Annotated in this window: 14 protein-coding genes; 10 read left to right on the forward strand and 4 right to left on the reverse strand. The window is 59.9% G+C overall.

The window, feature by feature from the left end; all coding sequences use genetic code 11:
• The first annotated feature begins 82 nt into the window (after nucleotides 1–82).
• From HY29_RS00095 to HY29_RS00115, 5 genes are all read left to right on the forward strand, one after another.
• Entirely contained in the window at nucleotides 83–1,540 is a 1,458-nt protein-coding gene (locus HY29_RS00095; protein WP_081811144.1) for a cryptochrome/photolyase family protein, read from the forward strand.
• Complete coding sequence (locus HY29_RS00100; RefSeq protein WP_034789530.1) at nucleotides 1,537–2,853, forward strand: NAD(P)/FAD-dependent oxidoreductase; 1,317 nt, start codon at nucleotides 1,537–1,539, stop codon at nucleotides 2,851–2,853. Before HY29_RS00095 ends, HY29_RS00100 begins: the two co-directional genes overlap by 4 nt.
• Nucleotides 2,850–3,659 (forward strand): DUF1365 domain-containing protein, encoded by an 810-nt coding sequence (locus HY29_RS00105; RefSeq protein WP_051600953.1) that lies wholly within the window; start codon nucleotides 2,850–2,852, stop codon nucleotides 3,657–3,659. Before HY29_RS00100 ends, HY29_RS00105 begins: the two co-directional genes overlap by 4 nt.
• Entirely contained in the window at nucleotides 3,656–4,879 is a 1,224-nt protein-coding gene (locus HY29_RS00110) for an SAM-dependent methyltransferase (RefSeq protein WP_034789532.1), read from the forward strand. The genes HY29_RS00105 and HY29_RS00110 overlap by 4 nt, the downstream gene beginning before the upstream one ends.
• 170 nt (nucleotides 4,880–5,049) lie before the next feature.
• Nucleotides 5,050–5,736: a hypothetical protein gene (locus HY29_RS00115; protein ID WP_034789533.1), complete on the forward strand. Its 687-nt coding sequence runs from the start codon at nucleotides 5,050–5,052 to the stop codon at nucleotides 5,734–5,736.
• A gap of 81 nt (nucleotides 5,737–5,817) precedes the next feature.
• Here the strand turns inward: HY29_RS00115 and HY29_RS00120 are convergent, their stop codons facing one another.
• From HY29_RS00120 to tpiA, 3 genes are all read right to left on the reverse strand, one after another.
• A complete protein-coding gene (locus tag HY29_RS00120; protein WP_034789535.1) occupies nucleotides 5,818–7,455 on the reverse strand; it encodes a CTP synthase in 1,638 nt (545 codons plus the stop codon).
• A gap of 63 nt (nucleotides 7,456–7,518) precedes the next feature.
• Entirely contained in the window at nucleotides 7,519–8,040 is a 522-nt protein-coding gene (gene secG / locus HY29_RS18120; protein ID WP_051600954.1) for a preprotein translocase subunit SecG, read from the reverse strand.
• A gap of 94 nt (nucleotides 8,041–8,134) precedes the next feature.
• The gene (tpiA, locus tag HY29_RS00130) at nucleotides 8,135–8,884 is read right to left on the reverse strand and encodes a triose-phosphate isomerase (protein ID WP_034789538.1); all 750 of its coding nucleotides are present in this window, start codon (nucleotides 8,882–8,884) and stop codon (nucleotides 8,135–8,137) included.
• Between the two features lie 85 nt (nucleotides 8,885–8,969).
• Between tpiA and HY29_RS00135 the strand changes: the two genes are divergently transcribed.
• Genes HY29_RS00135 through HY29_RS00145 form a run of 3 tightly spaced genes read left to right on the forward strand, consistent with a single transcriptional unit; the run spans nucleotide 8,970 to nucleotide 12,888 of the window.
• Nucleotides 8,970–10,883, forward strand: a complete 1,914-nt coding sequence (locus HY29_RS00135) for a peptidylprolyl isomerase (RefSeq protein ID WP_034789545.1) — start codon at nucleotides 8,970–8,972, stop codon at nucleotides 10,881–10,883.
• The gene (trpE, locus tag HY29_RS00140; RefSeq protein ID WP_034789547.1) at nucleotides 10,880–12,307 is read left to right on the forward strand and encodes an anthranilate synthase component I; all 1,428 of its coding nucleotides are present in this window, start codon (nucleotides 10,880–10,882) and stop codon (nucleotides 12,305–12,307) included. Before HY29_RS00135 ends, trpE begins: the two co-directional genes overlap by 4 nt.
• A complete protein-coding gene (locus HY29_RS00145; protein WP_034789548.1) occupies nucleotides 12,304–12,888 on the forward strand; it encodes an anthranilate synthase component II in 585 nt (194 codons plus the stop codon). Before trpE ends, HY29_RS00145 begins: the two co-directional genes overlap by 4 nt.
• On the opposite strand, the gene HY29_RS00150 is transcribed toward HY29_RS00145, so the two are convergent.
• Nucleotides 12,885–13,361, reverse strand: coding sequence for a pyridoxamine 5'-phosphate oxidase family protein (locus HY29_RS00150; RefSeq protein ID WP_034789550.1), 477 nt, complete (start codon nucleotides 13,359–13,361; stop codon nucleotides 12,885–12,887). The two genes, HY29_RS00145 and HY29_RS00150, sit on opposite strands and share 4 nt — an antisense overlap.
• 162 nt (nucleotides 13,362–13,523) lie before the next feature.
• On the opposite strand from HY29_RS00150, the gene trpD reads away from it, so the two are divergent.
• Both trpD and trpC read left to right on the forward strand, forming a co-directional pair.
• Nucleotides 13,524–14,558: an anthranilate phosphoribosyltransferase gene (gene trpD, locus HY29_RS00155; RefSeq protein WP_034789551.1), complete on the forward strand. Its 1,035-nt coding sequence runs from the start codon at nucleotides 13,524–13,526 to the stop codon at nucleotides 14,556–14,558.
• Nucleotides 14,555–15,358 carry an indole-3-glycerol phosphate synthase TrpC gene (trpC, locus tag HY29_RS00160; RefSeq protein ID WP_034789553.1) on the forward strand — a complete coding sequence of 268 codons (804 nt, stop codon included), beginning with the start codon at nucleotides 14,555–14,557 and terminating at the stop codon, nucleotides 15,356–15,358. Before trpD ends, trpC begins: the two co-directional genes overlap by 4 nt.
• Nucleotides 15,359–15,417: the final 59 nt, after the last annotated feature.

Consider the following 15,417-nt stretch of genomic DNA (forward strand, 5'->3'; position numbering starts at 1 on the left):
AGGCTAAGCGGTGATAAGCTTGATCCAGTTGGCTGGTTCACGCGTAAAGACAACGCAACACCCGATAAGACTTGAGGAAATCGTGACGCAATCTGCCCCCGCCATTGTCTGGTTCCGTGAAGATCTCAGATTGACGGACAACCCTGCCCTGCAGGCAGCCGTGTCGTCAGGCCGTCCACTCGTGCTGCTCTATATTCATGATGAAGTAACCAAGGGCCTGCGCCAGCTGGGTGGCGCCTCCAAATGGTGGCTCGACAAATCCCTTAAGGCTCTCGCCGCTGACATCGAAGAGGCAGGCGCACAGCTCACCCTGCGCTCGGGCAAATCCGCTGATGCTCTGGATGAGGTCATCGAGGAAACCGGCGCGGACGCGATCTTCTGGAACCGTCGCTATGACAAGCCGGAGCGAGATCTGGATGCCGCTATCAAGGAAGATCTCAAATCTCGCGGCCTCTCCGTCAGCAGCTATAATGCCCGCCTGCTGAACGAGCCCTGGGAAATCGAAACCAATGCGGGCGGCTACTACAAGGTGTTCACGCCCTACTGGAAAGCCGCAAGCCAGGGCTATCGCCCCGCACCGACCCTCGGAAAGGCCTCCACCCTGTCCGGCCCGAAGGTGACGTCGGAGAAGCTGAAAGATTGGGGGCTGCACCCGTCCGGGCCCGATTGGTCAACCGGCTTTGACGACGACTGGACCCCCGGCGAAGCAGGCGCGATCCGGCGGCTGAAGGATTTTCTCGACGGCCCGGTCAATGGCTACAAGCAAAACCGTAATCGTCCGGACCTGGACGAGTCCACGTCAGGTCTCTCCCCCCATTTGCGCTTCGGCGAAATCGGCCCGGCCCAGATATGGCGCGCCGTTCAGGCGGGGATGGAGTCCGGTCAGGTGAACGAGACTGACGGCCGGAACTTCCTGTCGGAAATCGGCTGGCGCGAATTCTCCTACAGCCTGCTCTACTACAATCCGGATATCTCGACCGAGAATTACAACGAGTCCTTCCAGCATATGCCCTGGCGCACGGACAGTTCCGCCTATGCGGCCTGGACCAAGGGCCAGACCGGCTATCCCATCGTCGATGCCGGCATGCGCCAGCTCTGGCAGACCGGCTGGATGCATAATCGTGTACGGATGATTGTCGCCTCCTTCCTGACCAAGCACCTCCTCCTGCCCTGGCAGAAGGGAGAAGAATGGTTCTGGGATACGCTGGTCGATGCAGACCCCGCCAACAATCCCGCCAGCTGGCAATGGACGGCTGGCTCCGGCGCCGACGCCGCCCCCTATTTCCGTATCTTCAATCCGATCACTCAGGGTGAGAAGTTTGACGAGACAGGAGACTATGTCCGCACATGGTGCCCGGAACTGAAAGACCTGCCGCTGAAGCATCTTCACGCGCCGTGGGAGGCCGATGACGACACGCTGGAAAAGGCAGGTGTCAAACTTGGCGAAACCTACCCCAAACCTATTGTTGAGCATTCCGGCGCGCGTCAGCGTGCGCTCGATGCTTATGATACCCTCAAGGAAAAGAGAGACGCTGCATGAAACGCATCGCCATCATTGGTTCCGGCATTTCCGGACTAGGGGCAGCCTATGCCCTTAAGGACACTGCCGAGGTAACGGTCTTCGAGAAATCAGATCGCGCCGGAGGCCATGCGTGCACGCACATCTTTGACTATGACGGCCACGAGACCGCCGTCGATCTTGGCTTCATCGTCTACAACGCCCTGAACTATCCGAACCTGATTGGCTTCTTTGATGCCCTGAACGTATCAACACAGGCGTCTGACATGAGCTTTGCCGTATCTGATCCGGATGGCTGGGAATGGGCCTCCACGCTGAAAGGCATCTTTGCCCAGCGCCGCAATTTGCTCAGCCCCAGATTTCACCGTTTCTGGCGCACCATTCTGAAGTTCAATGATATCGCGAGAGAAGAGCTTGCCTCCGGCGCCATCCAGGACACGACCCTTGGCGCGTGGCTGGACCGGCATGGTTTCTCTGCAGAGTTTCGCTCGAACTACATCCTGCCCATGGGCGCAGCGATCTGGTCCACATGCGAGAAGAAGATGCTGGACTATCCGGCCATCAGCTTCTTCCAGTTTTTCGACAATCACCGCCTGATGCACAAGGAGCGCCCGAAATGGCGCACCGTCGCTGGCGGCAGTCGTAACTATGTCGACCGCGTCGCGCGTTTGCTGGGCCCACGGCTACGTTTGAATACCGGGGTGCAGCGCATCTTCCCCTTTGGTGAGCACGTCGCGGTCGTCACAGATGCTGGCAGGACTCACGTCTTTGATGATGTGATTATTGCCACCCATTCAGATCAGGCCCAGCGCATGGTGGAAGGCAAGTTCGACGAGCAATCCTTCCTGCTCCGCTCTGTCCGCTATCGCCCGAACCGCATCTATCTTCACCGTGACCCGGCGCTGATGCCGTCCCGCAAGGCGGCATGGGCCAGCTGGAACGTGCTGAAGCAGGATAGCGGCGACATCTGCCTCTCCTATTGGATGAACCGCCTGCAGGGCCTGCCGGATGAGCGCCCTGTCTTCATCACGCTGAACCCGGATACCCCGCCGCGCGATGATCTCACCTTCCTGAAATACAATTTCGACCATCCGCAATTCGACGCGGCTGCTGAAGCGGCCGTGCGTGGGCTGAACCGCATCCAGGGCCAGGATGGCCTCTGGATCGCCGGCGCATGGATGGGGCGCGGCTTCCATGAGGACGGCCTGAAGTCAGGACTCTCTGCGGCGCTCTCCCTTGGTGGTCAGGTGCCGTGGCAGGCCGAAGGGGTGGACATTATCCAGCCCTCCCGCAAACTGCGCGCTGTGCCCGCTGCTGCAGAGGTGTCTGTTTGACCTCCCCCGCCCTCAATCTGTGGACCGGCCAGACCGTGCATGTGCGCTACAAGCCGTTTGAGCGCCGCTTTGCCTATGATCTCGTCCTGATCGATGTGGACATTGACCGCTTGGACGAAGCCGCGCGCTCATCGCCTTTGTTCAGCGTCAATGGCTCTGGCCTGTTCGCCTTTCATGAGGCTGACCATGGCCCCCGCCAGAAAGGCGCGGCCCTGCGCCCCTGGGCGGAAGACATGCTGTCTGGCGCTGGTGTGGATCTGGACGGCGGCGCGATCCGCCTCGTCACCTTTCCGCGCCACCTGTTCTACAAATTCGCGCCGCTCTCGCTCTGGTATGGCTATGGCCCGGACGGAGAACTGCGCGGCATCATCTATGAAGTGAACAATACGTTCGGAGAGCATCATTGCTATGTCGCCAAGGTCTCAGGCGCCCGCGATGTTCATGCCGCGCCGAAATCCTTTCACGTCTCGCCCTTCTTTGACGTCACAGGAACCTATTGTTTCACCCTGCGTTCGCCGGAAGATAAGCTGGGAGTTGTCGTGGAAAGCCTGAAAGACGGAAACCGCCTGCACATGGCCAATATCACAGCGCGAAAGCGTCCTGCGACAACAGCGAATTTGCTGAAACTCTCCCTGAAAAATCCCCTTTCCACGCTTGGTGTCACGCTAGGCATTCACTGGCAGGCATTGCAGATCTGGCGGCGCGGCGCGAAGTATCGCTCAAAACCTGACGCGCCGGAATCGCCCGCGACGATTGCATCCGGCTTACAAATGCGTAATCCTGACAGCAGGAGGGATGCCGCATGACCCAGGTCATACTTGCCAGCAGCCAGTCCATTCGGAACCTGAAAAGTGTTCCGACCAGCTTTCGACTGGCCGCCTTTGCTCTGCTCAAGACCAGCAAGGGACACATCACATTTGTCCTGCCGGATGACCGTGCCCTGAAGTTCCAGAATGACCAGCCCGGCCCGGACGCGACCATCATCGTGCATGATTATGACTTTGTGAAACGCGCCATGGCCGGCGGCGATGTCGGCTTTGCCGAGGCCTATATGGATGGCCAATGGTCCACGCCAAATCTGACCGAAGTGCTGCGCTTCTTCTCCGCGAATTTTGACAAGGTCGGCAAGCTGGCTGTTGGCGGCGTCATCGTGCGTTGGGCCAACATGATCCGCCACATGTTCAATCGCAATTCCAAGGAAGGTGCAAAGAAGAACATCATGGCCCATTATGATCTGGGCAATGATTTCTACAGCCTTTGGCTGGACCCCTCCATGACCTATTCGTCGGCCATGTTCGACAGCCCGAACATGAGCCTACAACAGGGCCAGCACAACAAGTATCAGAACATCTGTGACCGGATCAATGCCGGGCCGACCTCTGAGATTCTTGAGATCGGCTGCGGCTGGGGCGGGTTTGCCGAATACGCCGCCAAGCACCGCGGATCAAAAGTCACCTGCCTCACCATCTCCCCATCCCAGCGCGAATACGCCATGGCCCGCATGCAGCGCGAAGGCCTGTCAGAACGCGTCGATATCCGCCTCGAAGACTATCGCGACCATAAGGGTACCTATGATGGGGTCGCCTCTATTGAAATGTTCGAAGCCGTCGGTGAATCCTACTGGCCGAGCTATTTCGCGAAAATCTATGAGAGCCTGAAACAGGGCGGCAAGGCCGCGCTTCAGATCATTACCATCGATGACGAGCTGTTTCCGCGCTATCGCAAACGCGTGGACTTCATCCAGCGCCACATCTTTCCGGGCGGCATGCTGCCCAGCGAAACGGCGCTGAAGGAAGAGTTCCAGACCGCTGGCCTGCGCCATGACGGCGTCACCTATTTCGGTCAGGACTATGCCCGCACCTGTCATGAATGGGCTCGCGCCTTCAATGACAAATGGGACGAGATCAAGCAGATGGAATTCGACGAACCCTTCCGCCGCATGTGGAACTTCTACCTCTCCTATTGCGAAGCAGGCTTCCTCGACGGTCGCATCAATGTTGGCCAGTTCCAGGTCTCGAAAGCTTAAAATCCCAAGTTTCAAAAGCGCTTTGGTTCCGTAAAATCCGTAGGTTTTTCCGGGGCCAAGGCGGGGATAACTTCCCCGAAATCCCGCACGGTCCTGAATTAAATCATTTAAATACAGCGCATCAGGAATTCTGAATCCTGCGCAAAGCGCGCTGCTCCATCCTCAGTGGTATGGATTTGCGCTACACGCCCCCACCGCAGATACGCGCCGCTGTCTGGCTGATGCTGAATGTGCTGAGCACGGAGCTTGTCCGCCTGTTCGCGCAGTATGGCATCAATCGCCATACGCCGCTTCTGCCGCGTCGTGTGATCGAAAGTGTCAGCCGCTTCCTGTCTCAGGCCGAGCCTGCCCTGCGCCGCTGTCTTTGGCTTGCCGCCGCTGAGCTTGGCGCCCTGCCCGCCTCAGTCCGCACATCGAAGCAAAGCGCAGCCTCTCGCCCGAGCACCCCTTCCGATGCGCCAAAGCGAGACTCCCAGCCCCTCTTCCGCCTGTTCGAAACGAAGGGCGCAAAGCGCCCCGGCACTGTCCCGCCAACTCCCATTCGCACGACCGGCCCACGCATCCGCTTTCTGGATACGGACGACATACCGGACATCCATGAATATCCGAAATTGCCGGAAGATATCCTGCCGGCGAAACGTCTCGTCCGCCGTCTGACGGCCCTCGACCATGCGCTGGACTTTCGCCAGGATTATATCGACACGATCCGCCGGCATCTCGGCACAGCGCGCACCATGATTGCAAAGGCATCGAAACGCCTGTTCCATCGCGGGCCGCTTACGCGGCTGCAAGGTGAGACCGCCCGTCTGCTGGAACAGGAAGCGCACGATGTGCAGCCCTGGTTCAACTCCTCCTGAGCCTACATTCCCCAAAAGCAAAACGCCCGGCCGGAGTTTCCTCCGCGCCGGGCGCTTGTGCTGCTTTCAGAAAATGCCGGTCTAAACCAGACGGCTCTGCTTCACGGCGGCTTCAATAAAGCTCGCAAACAGAGGGTGCGGTTCAAACGGGCGGGATTTCAGCTCCGGGTGATACTGCACGCCAATGAACCATGGATGGTCCGGCAGCTCGAAAATCTCCGGCAGCTTTCCGTCCGGTGACAATCCGGAGAACAGGCCGCCTGCCTTTTCGAGTGCTTCCATGTAAGCAGCGTTCACCTCATAGCGGTGACGGTGACGCTCGGAGATGTCCTGCGTGCCATAGATCTCGGCAACCTTGCTGCCTTCCTTCAGGCGAGCCGGATAGGCGCCCAGGCGCATCGTGCCGCCCTTGTCGGTTTTCTCGTCGCGCAGAACGGTCTCGTTGCCCTTGGTCCACTCTTCCATCAGGCCGACCAGCGGCTCCGGTGTCTCAGGGTCATTCTCGCTCGTGTTCGCGTCGATGATGCCCGCCATGTTACGCGCCGCCTCGATGACGGACAGCTGCATGCCATAGCAGATGCCAAAGCAGGGCACCTTGCGCTCACGCGCAAACCGCGCCGCACGCATCTTGCCATAGGCCCCGCGTTCCCCGAAGCCGCCCGGCAGGATGATGCCATGCACGCCTTCCAGAATGTCGAGCGGGCGGTGCTCGTCATCGAATTCCTCGGAATTGATAAGGCGCACATCCACTTTCACCTTGTTGGCGAGGCCGCCATGGGCCAGCGCTTCGGCGACGGATTTGTAGGCATCCGGCACATCGGTGTACTTGCCGACCAGGCCGATGCAGACATTGCCATCGGGATGATGCGTCGTGTGGGCAATCTCATGCCAGCCGGACAGGTCCGGCTCCGGCGCGTCATCAATACGGAAATGGGCAAGCACTTCCTTGTCCAGACCTTCTGTGTGGTAGGATTCCGGCACATCATAGATGTGGCCCACATCGCGCGCTTCGATCACGCTGGACGGGCGCACATTACAGAAGCTGGCAATCTTGCCCTTCTCATTCTCCGGAATCGGCCGGTCACAGCGGCACAGCAGGATGTGTGGCTGGATACCGATGGAGCGCAGCTCCTTCACGGAGTGCTGAGTCGGCTTGGTCTTCATCTCGCCCGCGGCCGGAATGTAGGGCAGCAGCGTCAGATGGATAAAGCAGGCGCGTTCTGGTCCCAGTTCCTGGCCCAGCTGGCGGATCGCCTCGAAGAAGGGCAGGCCTTCAATGTCGCCCACCGTGCCGCCGATTTCGCACAGCACGAACTCCACATCCTCACCCGGATCGGACAGGACGAAATCCTTGATCTCGTTCGTCACATGCGGGATCACCTGGATGGTCGCGCCGAGATAGTCGCCGCGGCGTTCCTTCTCGATGATGTGCTTGTAGATGCGGCCTGTCGTGATGTTGTCCGACTGGCGGGCCGAAACGCCGGTAAAGCGCTCATAGTGGCCAAGGTCCAGATCAGTCTCCGCCCCGTCATCGGTGACATAGACCTCGCCATGCTGGCGGGGGCTCATCGTGCCGGGGTCGACGTTCAGATAAGGGTCAAGCTTGCGCAGGCGGACCTTGTAGCCACGTGCCTGCAGCAAAGCGCCGAGTGCTGCGGAAGCGATACCCTTGCCAAGGGAGGACACCACGCCGCCTGTAATAAAAATATAGCGGATCATGGGATCACCCTGATGCCGTGATTCGGAAATATTTGACGCAGGGAAAACACCTACGCGGCGCAATTATTGGGGATTACTTTCCCCGTCGTCACCTTCCGGCGCAGTCTCCGTAGCCGTGGCCTCATCTTCAGGGGCCAATTCCACAGGCGTATCGACGGTCGGGTCTGTCAGGGTTTCGGGCACACTGTCTGCAGCCTCAGCTTCTGCCTCGCCCAGGCCTTCCTGGCCTTCCAGCAGCGGAGCTGTCGGATCCAGAATGTCTGTTGGATCCAGCAGGTCTGTCGCGCTTCCGGTGCCCGTGTCTGTCTCATCCGCGCCAAGCGCCCGCTCGACTTCCGTGCGGGTGTCATTGTTGCGGTTGGCAAGGGTCGTCAGCGCCAGGCTGGTGACAAAGAAGATGCCGCCAAAGATGATCGTGGACCGCACCAGAGCGCCAGCAGCGCCCCGTCCGGACATCATTGCGCCAGCACCACCGCCGCCGCCACCGCCCAGTCCAAGGCCACCGCCTTCGGACTTCTGAAGCAGCACGAGGCCAGTCATCACGATACTCGCAATGATATGAACGGTGAGTATGACAGTCTGCATGACGGGTGCGTCCCAGTGAAATTCAAGCGGCCCGCATATCGTTATTGAACGCGGACGCCAAGCCTTGAGCTTCAGTCTTGTTTAATTTGGCAGTCTACTTTGCTTGCGCGTAGATGGCGAGGAAGTCGGCTGCCTTCAAGCTGGCACCGCCAATTAGACCGCCATTTACGTCATCTACGGCCAAAATCTCCCCTGCATTGTCCGGTTTCATGCTGCCACCATACAGCAACGGGATGAGATCTGCCTTTTCCGGGCCGAATCGCTCGCCCAAGCGGGCGCGAATTGCGCGGTGCACTTCGTCAATCTGTTCCACACTGGCAACTTCGCCCGTGCCGATGGCCCAAATTGGTTCATATGCGATGACAATTTGTTCGGCGTCTGCACCTGCGGGAATCGAGCCTTCGATCTGGCTGGCCACGAAGCCCAGCGTCTCGCCCGCCTTGCGCTGTTCCAGGCTTTCCCCAATGCAGATGATCGGCGTCAGGCCTGCCCGAAGGGCTGCTTCGGCCTGCGCTGCGACCGTTTCATTCGTTTCGGCATGGTCCATGCGGCGTTCGGAATGGCCAACAATGACATGCGATGCGCCCGCATCTGCAAGCATTTCAGCAGATATGTCGCCTGTATGCGCGCCGCTGGCAGCCGTGTGACACGTCTCCCCGCCCACCTTCAGCGCAGAGCCCTCAGCAGCCTCTGCGGCAAGGGCCAGAAGGGTCGCCGGCACGCAGAGCAGAACCTCCACCCCTTCGCGTCCATTCCCCAGTTCGGAAGCGACCGTCCGGATTTCCCCAAGGCTTTCTTTGAGCCCATTCATTTTCCAGTTACCGGCTATCAGTGTTCTGGCCATAAGCTATCCCTATCTTGAAAGACATTGCCGGGTCGCCTAGCAAGCACTGGACCACCCCTCAACCTGCCAGAAAGACGCTGCCGATATGCTAGCCTTGATGAAAAGCCTGATGAACTCCTTCGTCGGGAAAATTATTGTCATGATCATCATCGCGGGGATGGCGTTCTGGGGCGTTGACCAGATGTTTGCGCAGATCCGGGGCGGCCTGGGGTCAAACCTTGCTGCTTCAGGCAGCCGCTCGATCGATCCGCAGGATTTTGACCGCCGCGTCGAGAGCGTGATCCGGAACATCAATGCCGAGTCGGAAGAGCCGATGACGAAGACCCAGCTGCTGGAACAGGGCATGATTGACCAGCTGTTCCAGATGGAAGCTGCCAAGCTCACCCTGCTCGGCTTTGCCGAGTCTATCGGCATCCACCCGTCTGCTGATGCTGTGGTAGAGGAACTGAAGACGGTTGACGCCTTCAAGAACCCGCTCACCGGCGCGCTGGATCTCGATACCTATCGCCAGGTGCTCTACAGCAGCCGCGTCAGCCAGAAGGAATACGAGCAGCAGGTCGCCGATGATCTGATCCTCAAGGCTCTGCGCAATGGCGCCAATGCCGCGATCTATCCAGCCAAGACGCTATCGAATCTGCAGGCGCGCTATATCGGCGAGGAGCGTGAGGTTGCCTGGTATCTGCTGGACGCCACCAAGCTGCCGGAACCTGCCGCCCCGACGGATGAGGAAGTGCGCGCCTTCTATGACGAGAACCTCGAAAGCCTGAAACAGCCTGAGCGCCGCATGATCGACATGCTGAAAATGTCGTCGGAAGACTTCATCTCCCAGGTTACCGTGACCGATCAGGAAATCGCCACGATCTATGAGGCCAGCAAGACCGAGCGCTATTCAGAGCCGGACACCCGCACCTATGTGGAGCTGTATTTCGATACACGCGAAGCGGCCCGTTTGGCCTTTGGCCTGCTCGCGGCCGGCGGAGACTCTGCCAGCCTTCAGGGTGTGGCCAATCGCGAAACCAAGACAGGCCGCAAGGAAGGCACGGCTGACAAGGATCTGGCCGAAGCCATGTTCGGCCCCGGCAAGCAGAGCGGTGCCCTGTTCGGCCCGGTCGAGCGCGGAAACCAATGGATGGTTGCGCGCCTGATGTCTGTTCAGCCGGGCGCTGTGCTGCCGCTGGAACAGGTGGAACAGGAAATTCGCGACCAGCTTTCCCGCGAGCGCGCTGAAGTCCTGCTGTATCAGAAAATGGAAGACCTCGACCGTGCCATCGGCGCCGGCTACCCGCTCAGCCAGATTGCTGAGGAGCTGAATGTTCCGATCATGACCTTCGCCCCGGTTGGCCCGCAAGGCGTGACCGAGGAAGGCGCGCCCATTGTCAGCCTGATCAATGCCGGTGACGCCTTCACACAGGCCTTCCAGATTCCAGTGGGTGAAACCAGCAACCGCTATGACGGACAGACCGGTATCTACCTGACATCGCCGCGCGAGATCATCGAGGCCTACACGCCGGAATTCGACCAGATCAAGGATCGCGTCCGCCGCAACCTGACGCGCGAGCGGGAAAGCAATGCCCGCCAGACGGCTCTGGACCAACTCAAGGCTCGACTGGAATCCGGCGAGACCACGCTGGAAGCCGAGGCCCGCAAATCCGACACTGAAGTCGAAGGCCCGCCTGCCCCGATCTCGCGTCGCAATGCAGCCGACACCGGTCTGCCAACCCAGGCCATCGCCTCTATCTTCTCCGGCAAGGAAGGCGAAGTCTTCACCTTCCCGAGCCGCGACGGCAATATTGTCCTGGTCCTTGAAGTGCTCAGCATTACGCCGCCGAACGAAACCCAGATGGCCAGCCTCGCACCGATTGCCGACACATCGCTGATCTCGTCCCTGCAGTCTGATCTCAATCAGGCTCTGGATGGGGAAATCCAGGCTTATATGAAACTGCGCACCAATGACGGCGCCCTCAACGCCTACAAAGCGACGATCTCGACAGACCAATGAGTAAGGCAAAACTGATCGTCCGGCGGCGCATCGGGGATATTGAAACACCCGTTGCAGCCATGCTGAAGCTCGGCGACGAGACGCCCGGCAGCTTTCTGTTCGAGTCCATTGCGGGCGGCGAACGTCTGGGCCGCTATTCCTTTATCGGGCTGGAACCGGACCGCTGGTTCCGCATCCTGAATGGCACGGCAGAGATCGCCAGCGATGCAGCATTCTCTGATGCCAAAGCGCAGGATGGCGACCCCGTCACCGCACTGAAGGCGTTTGTGCGCGACGCCCGCGCCTCGGCTGACGAGGCCCTGCCGCCCATGGCGTCCGGTGCGTTCGGCTATGTCGGTTATGACATGATCCAGTATGTCGAGCCGGTGGAGATCACCAAGCCGGACATGCTGAACGTGCCCGAGGCCCTGCTGGTCGTGCCGCGTGTCGTGATCGTGTTCGATCACATCTATCAGGAGATCCTGCTGATCGGCCGCGTTGAAGATGGCCGGGATGCAGAGATCAATGCCCTGCTGGATGAGGTAGAGGAAAAGCTGGAGCGCCTGCCCCAGATGCCGCCCAAGGACCAGGCCCCAGTGCCGGTCGAGCCGGTCTCGAATACCTCTCAGGAGCGCTATTTCGAGATGGTCGAAAGCTGCAAGGACTATATCCGTGCAGGCGACATCTTCCAGGTTGTGCCCAGCCAGCGTTTCTCGACGCCCTTTCCGCGCAGATCCATCAGCTTCTATCGCGCCCTGCGCCGACTGAACCCGTCTGCCTTCATGTTCCACATGAATCTGGGCGATGTCTGCCTTGTCGGCTCCAGCCCGGAAATTCTCGTGCGCGTCCGCGATGGCCGCGTCGCCATCCGCCCGATTGCAGGCACCCGTCCGCGCAGTGGCGATGCCGAGGAAGACGCCCGCCGCGCAGACGACCTGCTGAACGATCCAAAAGAGATCGCCGAGCATCTGATGCTGCTGGACCTTGGCCGCAATGATGTGGGCCGCGTCGCCGCCTATGGCAGCGTGACGGTCACCGAGCAGTTTATCGTGGAGCGCTATTCCCACGTCATGCACATAGTCAGCCATGTCGAGGGAGACTTGCGCGAGGGCCTCGACAGTGTGGATGCGCTGTTTGCCGGCTTCCCGGCGGGCACTGTTTCCGGCGCGCCAAAGATCCGAGCCATGCAGATCATCGACGAGATGGAAACCCATCGCCGCGGCATCTATGGCGGCGCGGTCGGCTATTTCGGCTGGAATGGCGATCTGGATACCTGCATCGCCCTGCGCACGGCAGTCATCAAGGATGGCCAGCTGCACATTCAGGCCGGCGGCGGAGTCGTGCTCGATTCCAAGCCGCAATACGAATATGACGAAACCGTCCACAAGGCAGGCGCCCTGCGCCGTGCTGCCGAACTGGCCGCCTCCTATGAGTTTGACCAATGAGCGCGAAGAAGAAGCACGTCCTCGTCATCGACAATTATGACAGCTTCACCTGGAATCTCGTCCACTATCTGGAAGAGCTGGGCGCAGAGACGCGCGTTGTGCGCAATGATGAGCTGACGGTTGAGGAAGCGCTGGCGAGCGGTGCGGATGGCATCCTGCTGTCGCCGGGGCCCTGCTCTCCCAATGAGGCGGGAATCTGTGTCGCGCTGATCCAGAAGGCGCCAAAGAGCCTGCCGATTCTGGGTGTCTGCCTTGGCCACCAATCCATCGGCCAGGCCTTTGGCGGCGAGGTGATTACCGCGCGCGAAATTCGCCATGGCAAGCTGTCAGACATCCACCAGAAAGGCGGCGACCTGTTCGAGGGCCTGCCGGAAACCTATCGCGTCGTGCGTTATCACTCCCTGGCCGTGAAGCCGGATGATCTGCCCGATGTGCTGGTGGCCGATGCCTTCACCGATGATGGGGAAGTCATGGCCCTGCACCACAAGACGCGGCCGATCTATGGTGTGCAATTCCATCCGGAAAGCATTCTCACCGAACACGGCCACGCCTTGCTCAAGAACTGGCTGGACAAGCTCTAGAAGCGAATCTCGAAATGCTCGCCAATGTCCGGTTTGGAATCGGTGAGGTTTGCCTTGGCCACTTCGAACATGAAGACGGCGCCATTCTTGGCGGTCCAGACTTCACCGTCCTTGAGGGACAGCTTCAGCAGCTGGACATCCGGATCATTCTTGCCGTCTTCGTACCAGCTGGCGGCAACGAAGCTCCAATACTCTTCCAGCTTCTGTGGGTTGATCTCTGGCGTGATGCGTCCCCGCAAGCTGGCATAGAGGCCCTTCTTGTCATTGCACAGAATATAGTGGGCATCCTGACCATCGGCATGATCGGTCATGTAGGTGCCCTTGGCCGTGATGAACCAGATTTCTTTACGGCTTTCGTCCACATAGTGGGACATCGGCACGGCGCGGCCATCAATCACCAGCATGCCGGTTCGGCAATCATCCAGCCTGTCCCAGAATTTCTCGGCCTGTTCGTTTTCTGCAATCTTCGTCATGAGGGGGAATCTCCATTGTCCGGTATCTGCAGTCTGAACGCCGCTCTCCTGCCCCCAGTTCCATCAGCTTTGCCGGATTGCGACACGCAATTGCCGGTTCAGGGTTGATTTCATCGCCCGCGGCAACCTATGCACCAGCGGACGTAATCCCAAAGGCATGACATGTCAGAAGAAACTTCCCTTACCATTGCCCTGAAGGCCGTTGCGCGCCGCCAGCCTCTCGACCGGGAGACTCTGGAAGGCGCCTTCGACATGCTGCTGTCCGGCGAGGCTTCCCCGGAAGAGACCGGCGCGTTTCTGATGGGCCTGACCGTGCGCGGCGAGACCGCGGATGAGTTGACCGCAGGCGCCACCATCATGCGCCAGCATGCCCGCAAGGTGCATGTGGAAGGCCCGGTCCTCGACACGTGCGGCACGGGCGGGCTGACCTGGAAGAGCCTGAACACATCAACTGCCAGCGCCATTGTGATCGCGGCCTGTGGTGGCCGGGTCGCCAAGCATGGCAACCGCTCGGTACCGCCGAAATCCGGCTCCGCTGATGTGCTGGAAGCCCTGGGTGTGAACCTTGATATTGATGAAGAGACGTTTCTGAACTGCCTTGATGGCGCAGGCGTCGCCTTCCTCTATGCGCGCAGCCATCACAGCGCGATGCGCCATGTTGCACCGGTTCGCTCCAAGCTGGGCATTCGCACCATCTTCAATCTGCTGGGCCCGCTCAGCAATCCGGCAAGCGCCGAGTATCAGGTGCTGGGCGTTCCGGCGCCGGAATGGGTGCGCCCGATGGCAGAGACGCTGAACCGGCTGGGCACCCAGCGCGCCTGGGTCGTGCATGGCCTGGACGGCATTGACGAGATCTCCATCGCGGGCACGACAAAGGTCTGCGAAGTCAAAGACGGTGAGCTGCGCGAGTTTGAAATCACGCCGGCTGATGCAGGCCTGGAGACGAGCCCGCTCTCCACACTGGAAGGCTCCAGCGTTCAGGAGAACGCCCTCGCGCTGACAGACCTGCTGGATGGCAATGAAGGCCCGTTCCGCGATGTTGTTCTGCTGAATGCGGCCGCAGGGCTCCACGTCTTCGGCAAGGCTGACAGCCTGAAGGAAGGCGTCGCCATGGCGGCCGATGCAATCGACACCGGCCGCGCGCGTGATACGCTTCGCAAACTTGTTGCCTTCTCCAATGGACAGACGCCCGAATGACCACCGCCCTCGACCGCATCATTGAGTACAAGGTGGACGAGGTTGCCACGCTGAAGCGTGAGCGTCCTCTGGCAGACCTTGAAGCCCGCCTTAAGACGGCGCGGCAGCCGCGCGGCTTTGCGAAGGCGCTGGATCTGGTTGCGGCCCGCGACGAGAATGCCCTGATCTGCGAGCTGAAGCGCAAGAGCCCGTCTGCCGGGGACATCCTGCCCGGTGCTGATCCGGTGGCCATCGCGCAGGAATATGAGCATGGCGGCGCGGCCTGTCTCTCCGTGCTGACAGATGGGCCGAGCTTTGGCGGGAGCCTGGATGACTTTCAGGCCATCCGCTCGGTCGTCAGCCTGCCGATGCTGCGCAAGGATTTCATGATCGATCCCTATCAGGTGGTCGAATCACGGGCCTATGGCGCGGACTGTGTTCTGGTCATCATGGCCTGCCTCAGCGATGCCCAGGCAGAAGAGCTGACCGGCACAGCGCTGGAACTCGGCATGGATGTATTGCTGGAAACCCATGATGAGGAAGAGCTGGAACGCGCGCTGAAACTGCCGTCTCCCCTGATTGGCGTGAACAACCGAGACCTGAAGCGCATGGTCACGGATCTCAGCACGACGGAGCGGCTCGGCCCCCTGATTCCAGAGGGCAAAGTGCTGGTCGCCGAAAGCGGCGTTTCGTCTATCGAGAGCATAGACCGATTGCGCAAAACCGGCGCCCGGCGCTTTCTGATCGGCGAAAGCCTTATGAAAATGGAAGAAGGGCGCGCCCAACTAGTCACAAAAATGAGGGTAACGGGCACAGATTGACCCGAAGCATGAACACATGTAGAACATAAGTGAACACAGATTCGCTTAAGGGAGTGCCC

The organism is Hyphomonas beringensis, from assembly GCF_000682755.1.
Taxonomy (GTDB): Bacteria; Pseudomonadota; Alphaproteobacteria; order Caulobacterales; family Hyphomonadaceae; genus Hyphomonas; species Hyphomonas beringensis.

Excerpts from the sequence above, each read along its gene's own strand:
- HY29_RS00135 (WP_034789545.1), top strand. The coding sequence starts at position 8,970 with ATGCTAGCCTTGATGAAAAGCCTGATGAACTCCTTCGTCGGGAAAATT.
- HY29_RS00110 (WP_034789532.1), top strand. The coding sequence starts at position 3,656 with ATGACCCAGGTCATACTTGCCAGCAGCCAGTCCATTCGGAACCTGAAA.
- HY29_RS00150 (WP_034789550.1), bottom strand. The coding sequence starts at position 13,361 with ATGACGAAGATTGCAGAAAACGAACAGGCCGAGAAATTCTGGGACAGG.
- trpE (WP_034789547.1), top strand. The coding sequence starts at position 10,880 with ATGAGTAAGGCAAAACTGATCGTCCGGCGGCGCATCGGGGATATTGAA.
- tpiA (WP_034789538.1), bottom strand. The coding sequence starts at position 8,884 with ATGGCCAGAACACTGATAGCCGGTAACTGGAAAATGAATGGGCTCAAA.
- HY29_RS00120 (WP_034789535.1), bottom strand. The coding sequence starts at position 7,455 with ATGATCCGCTATATTTTTATTACAGGCGGCGTGGTGTCCTCCCTTGGC.
- trpD (WP_034789551.1), top strand. The coding sequence starts at position 13,524 with ATGTCAGAAGAAACTTCCCTTACCATTGCCCTGAAGGCCGTTGCGCGC.
- HY29_RS00100 (WP_034789530.1), top strand. The coding sequence starts at position 1,537 with ATGAAACGCATCGCCATCATTGGTTCCGGCATTTCCGGACTAGGGGCA.
- trpC (WP_034789553.1), top strand. The coding sequence starts at position 14,555 with ATGACCACCGCCCTCGACCGCATCATTGAGTACAAGGTGGACGAGGTT.
- HY29_RS00115 (WP_034789533.1), top strand. The coding sequence starts at position 5,050 with ATGGATTTGCGCTACACGCCCCCACCGCAGATACGCGCCGCTGTCTGG.
- HY29_RS00145 (WP_034789548.1), top strand. The coding sequence starts at position 12,304 with ATGAGCGCGAAGAAGAAGCACGTCCTCGTCATCGACAATTATGACAGC.
- secG (WP_051600954.1), bottom strand. The coding sequence starts at position 8,040 with ATGCAGACTGTCATACTCACCGTTCATATCATTGCGAGTATCGTGATG.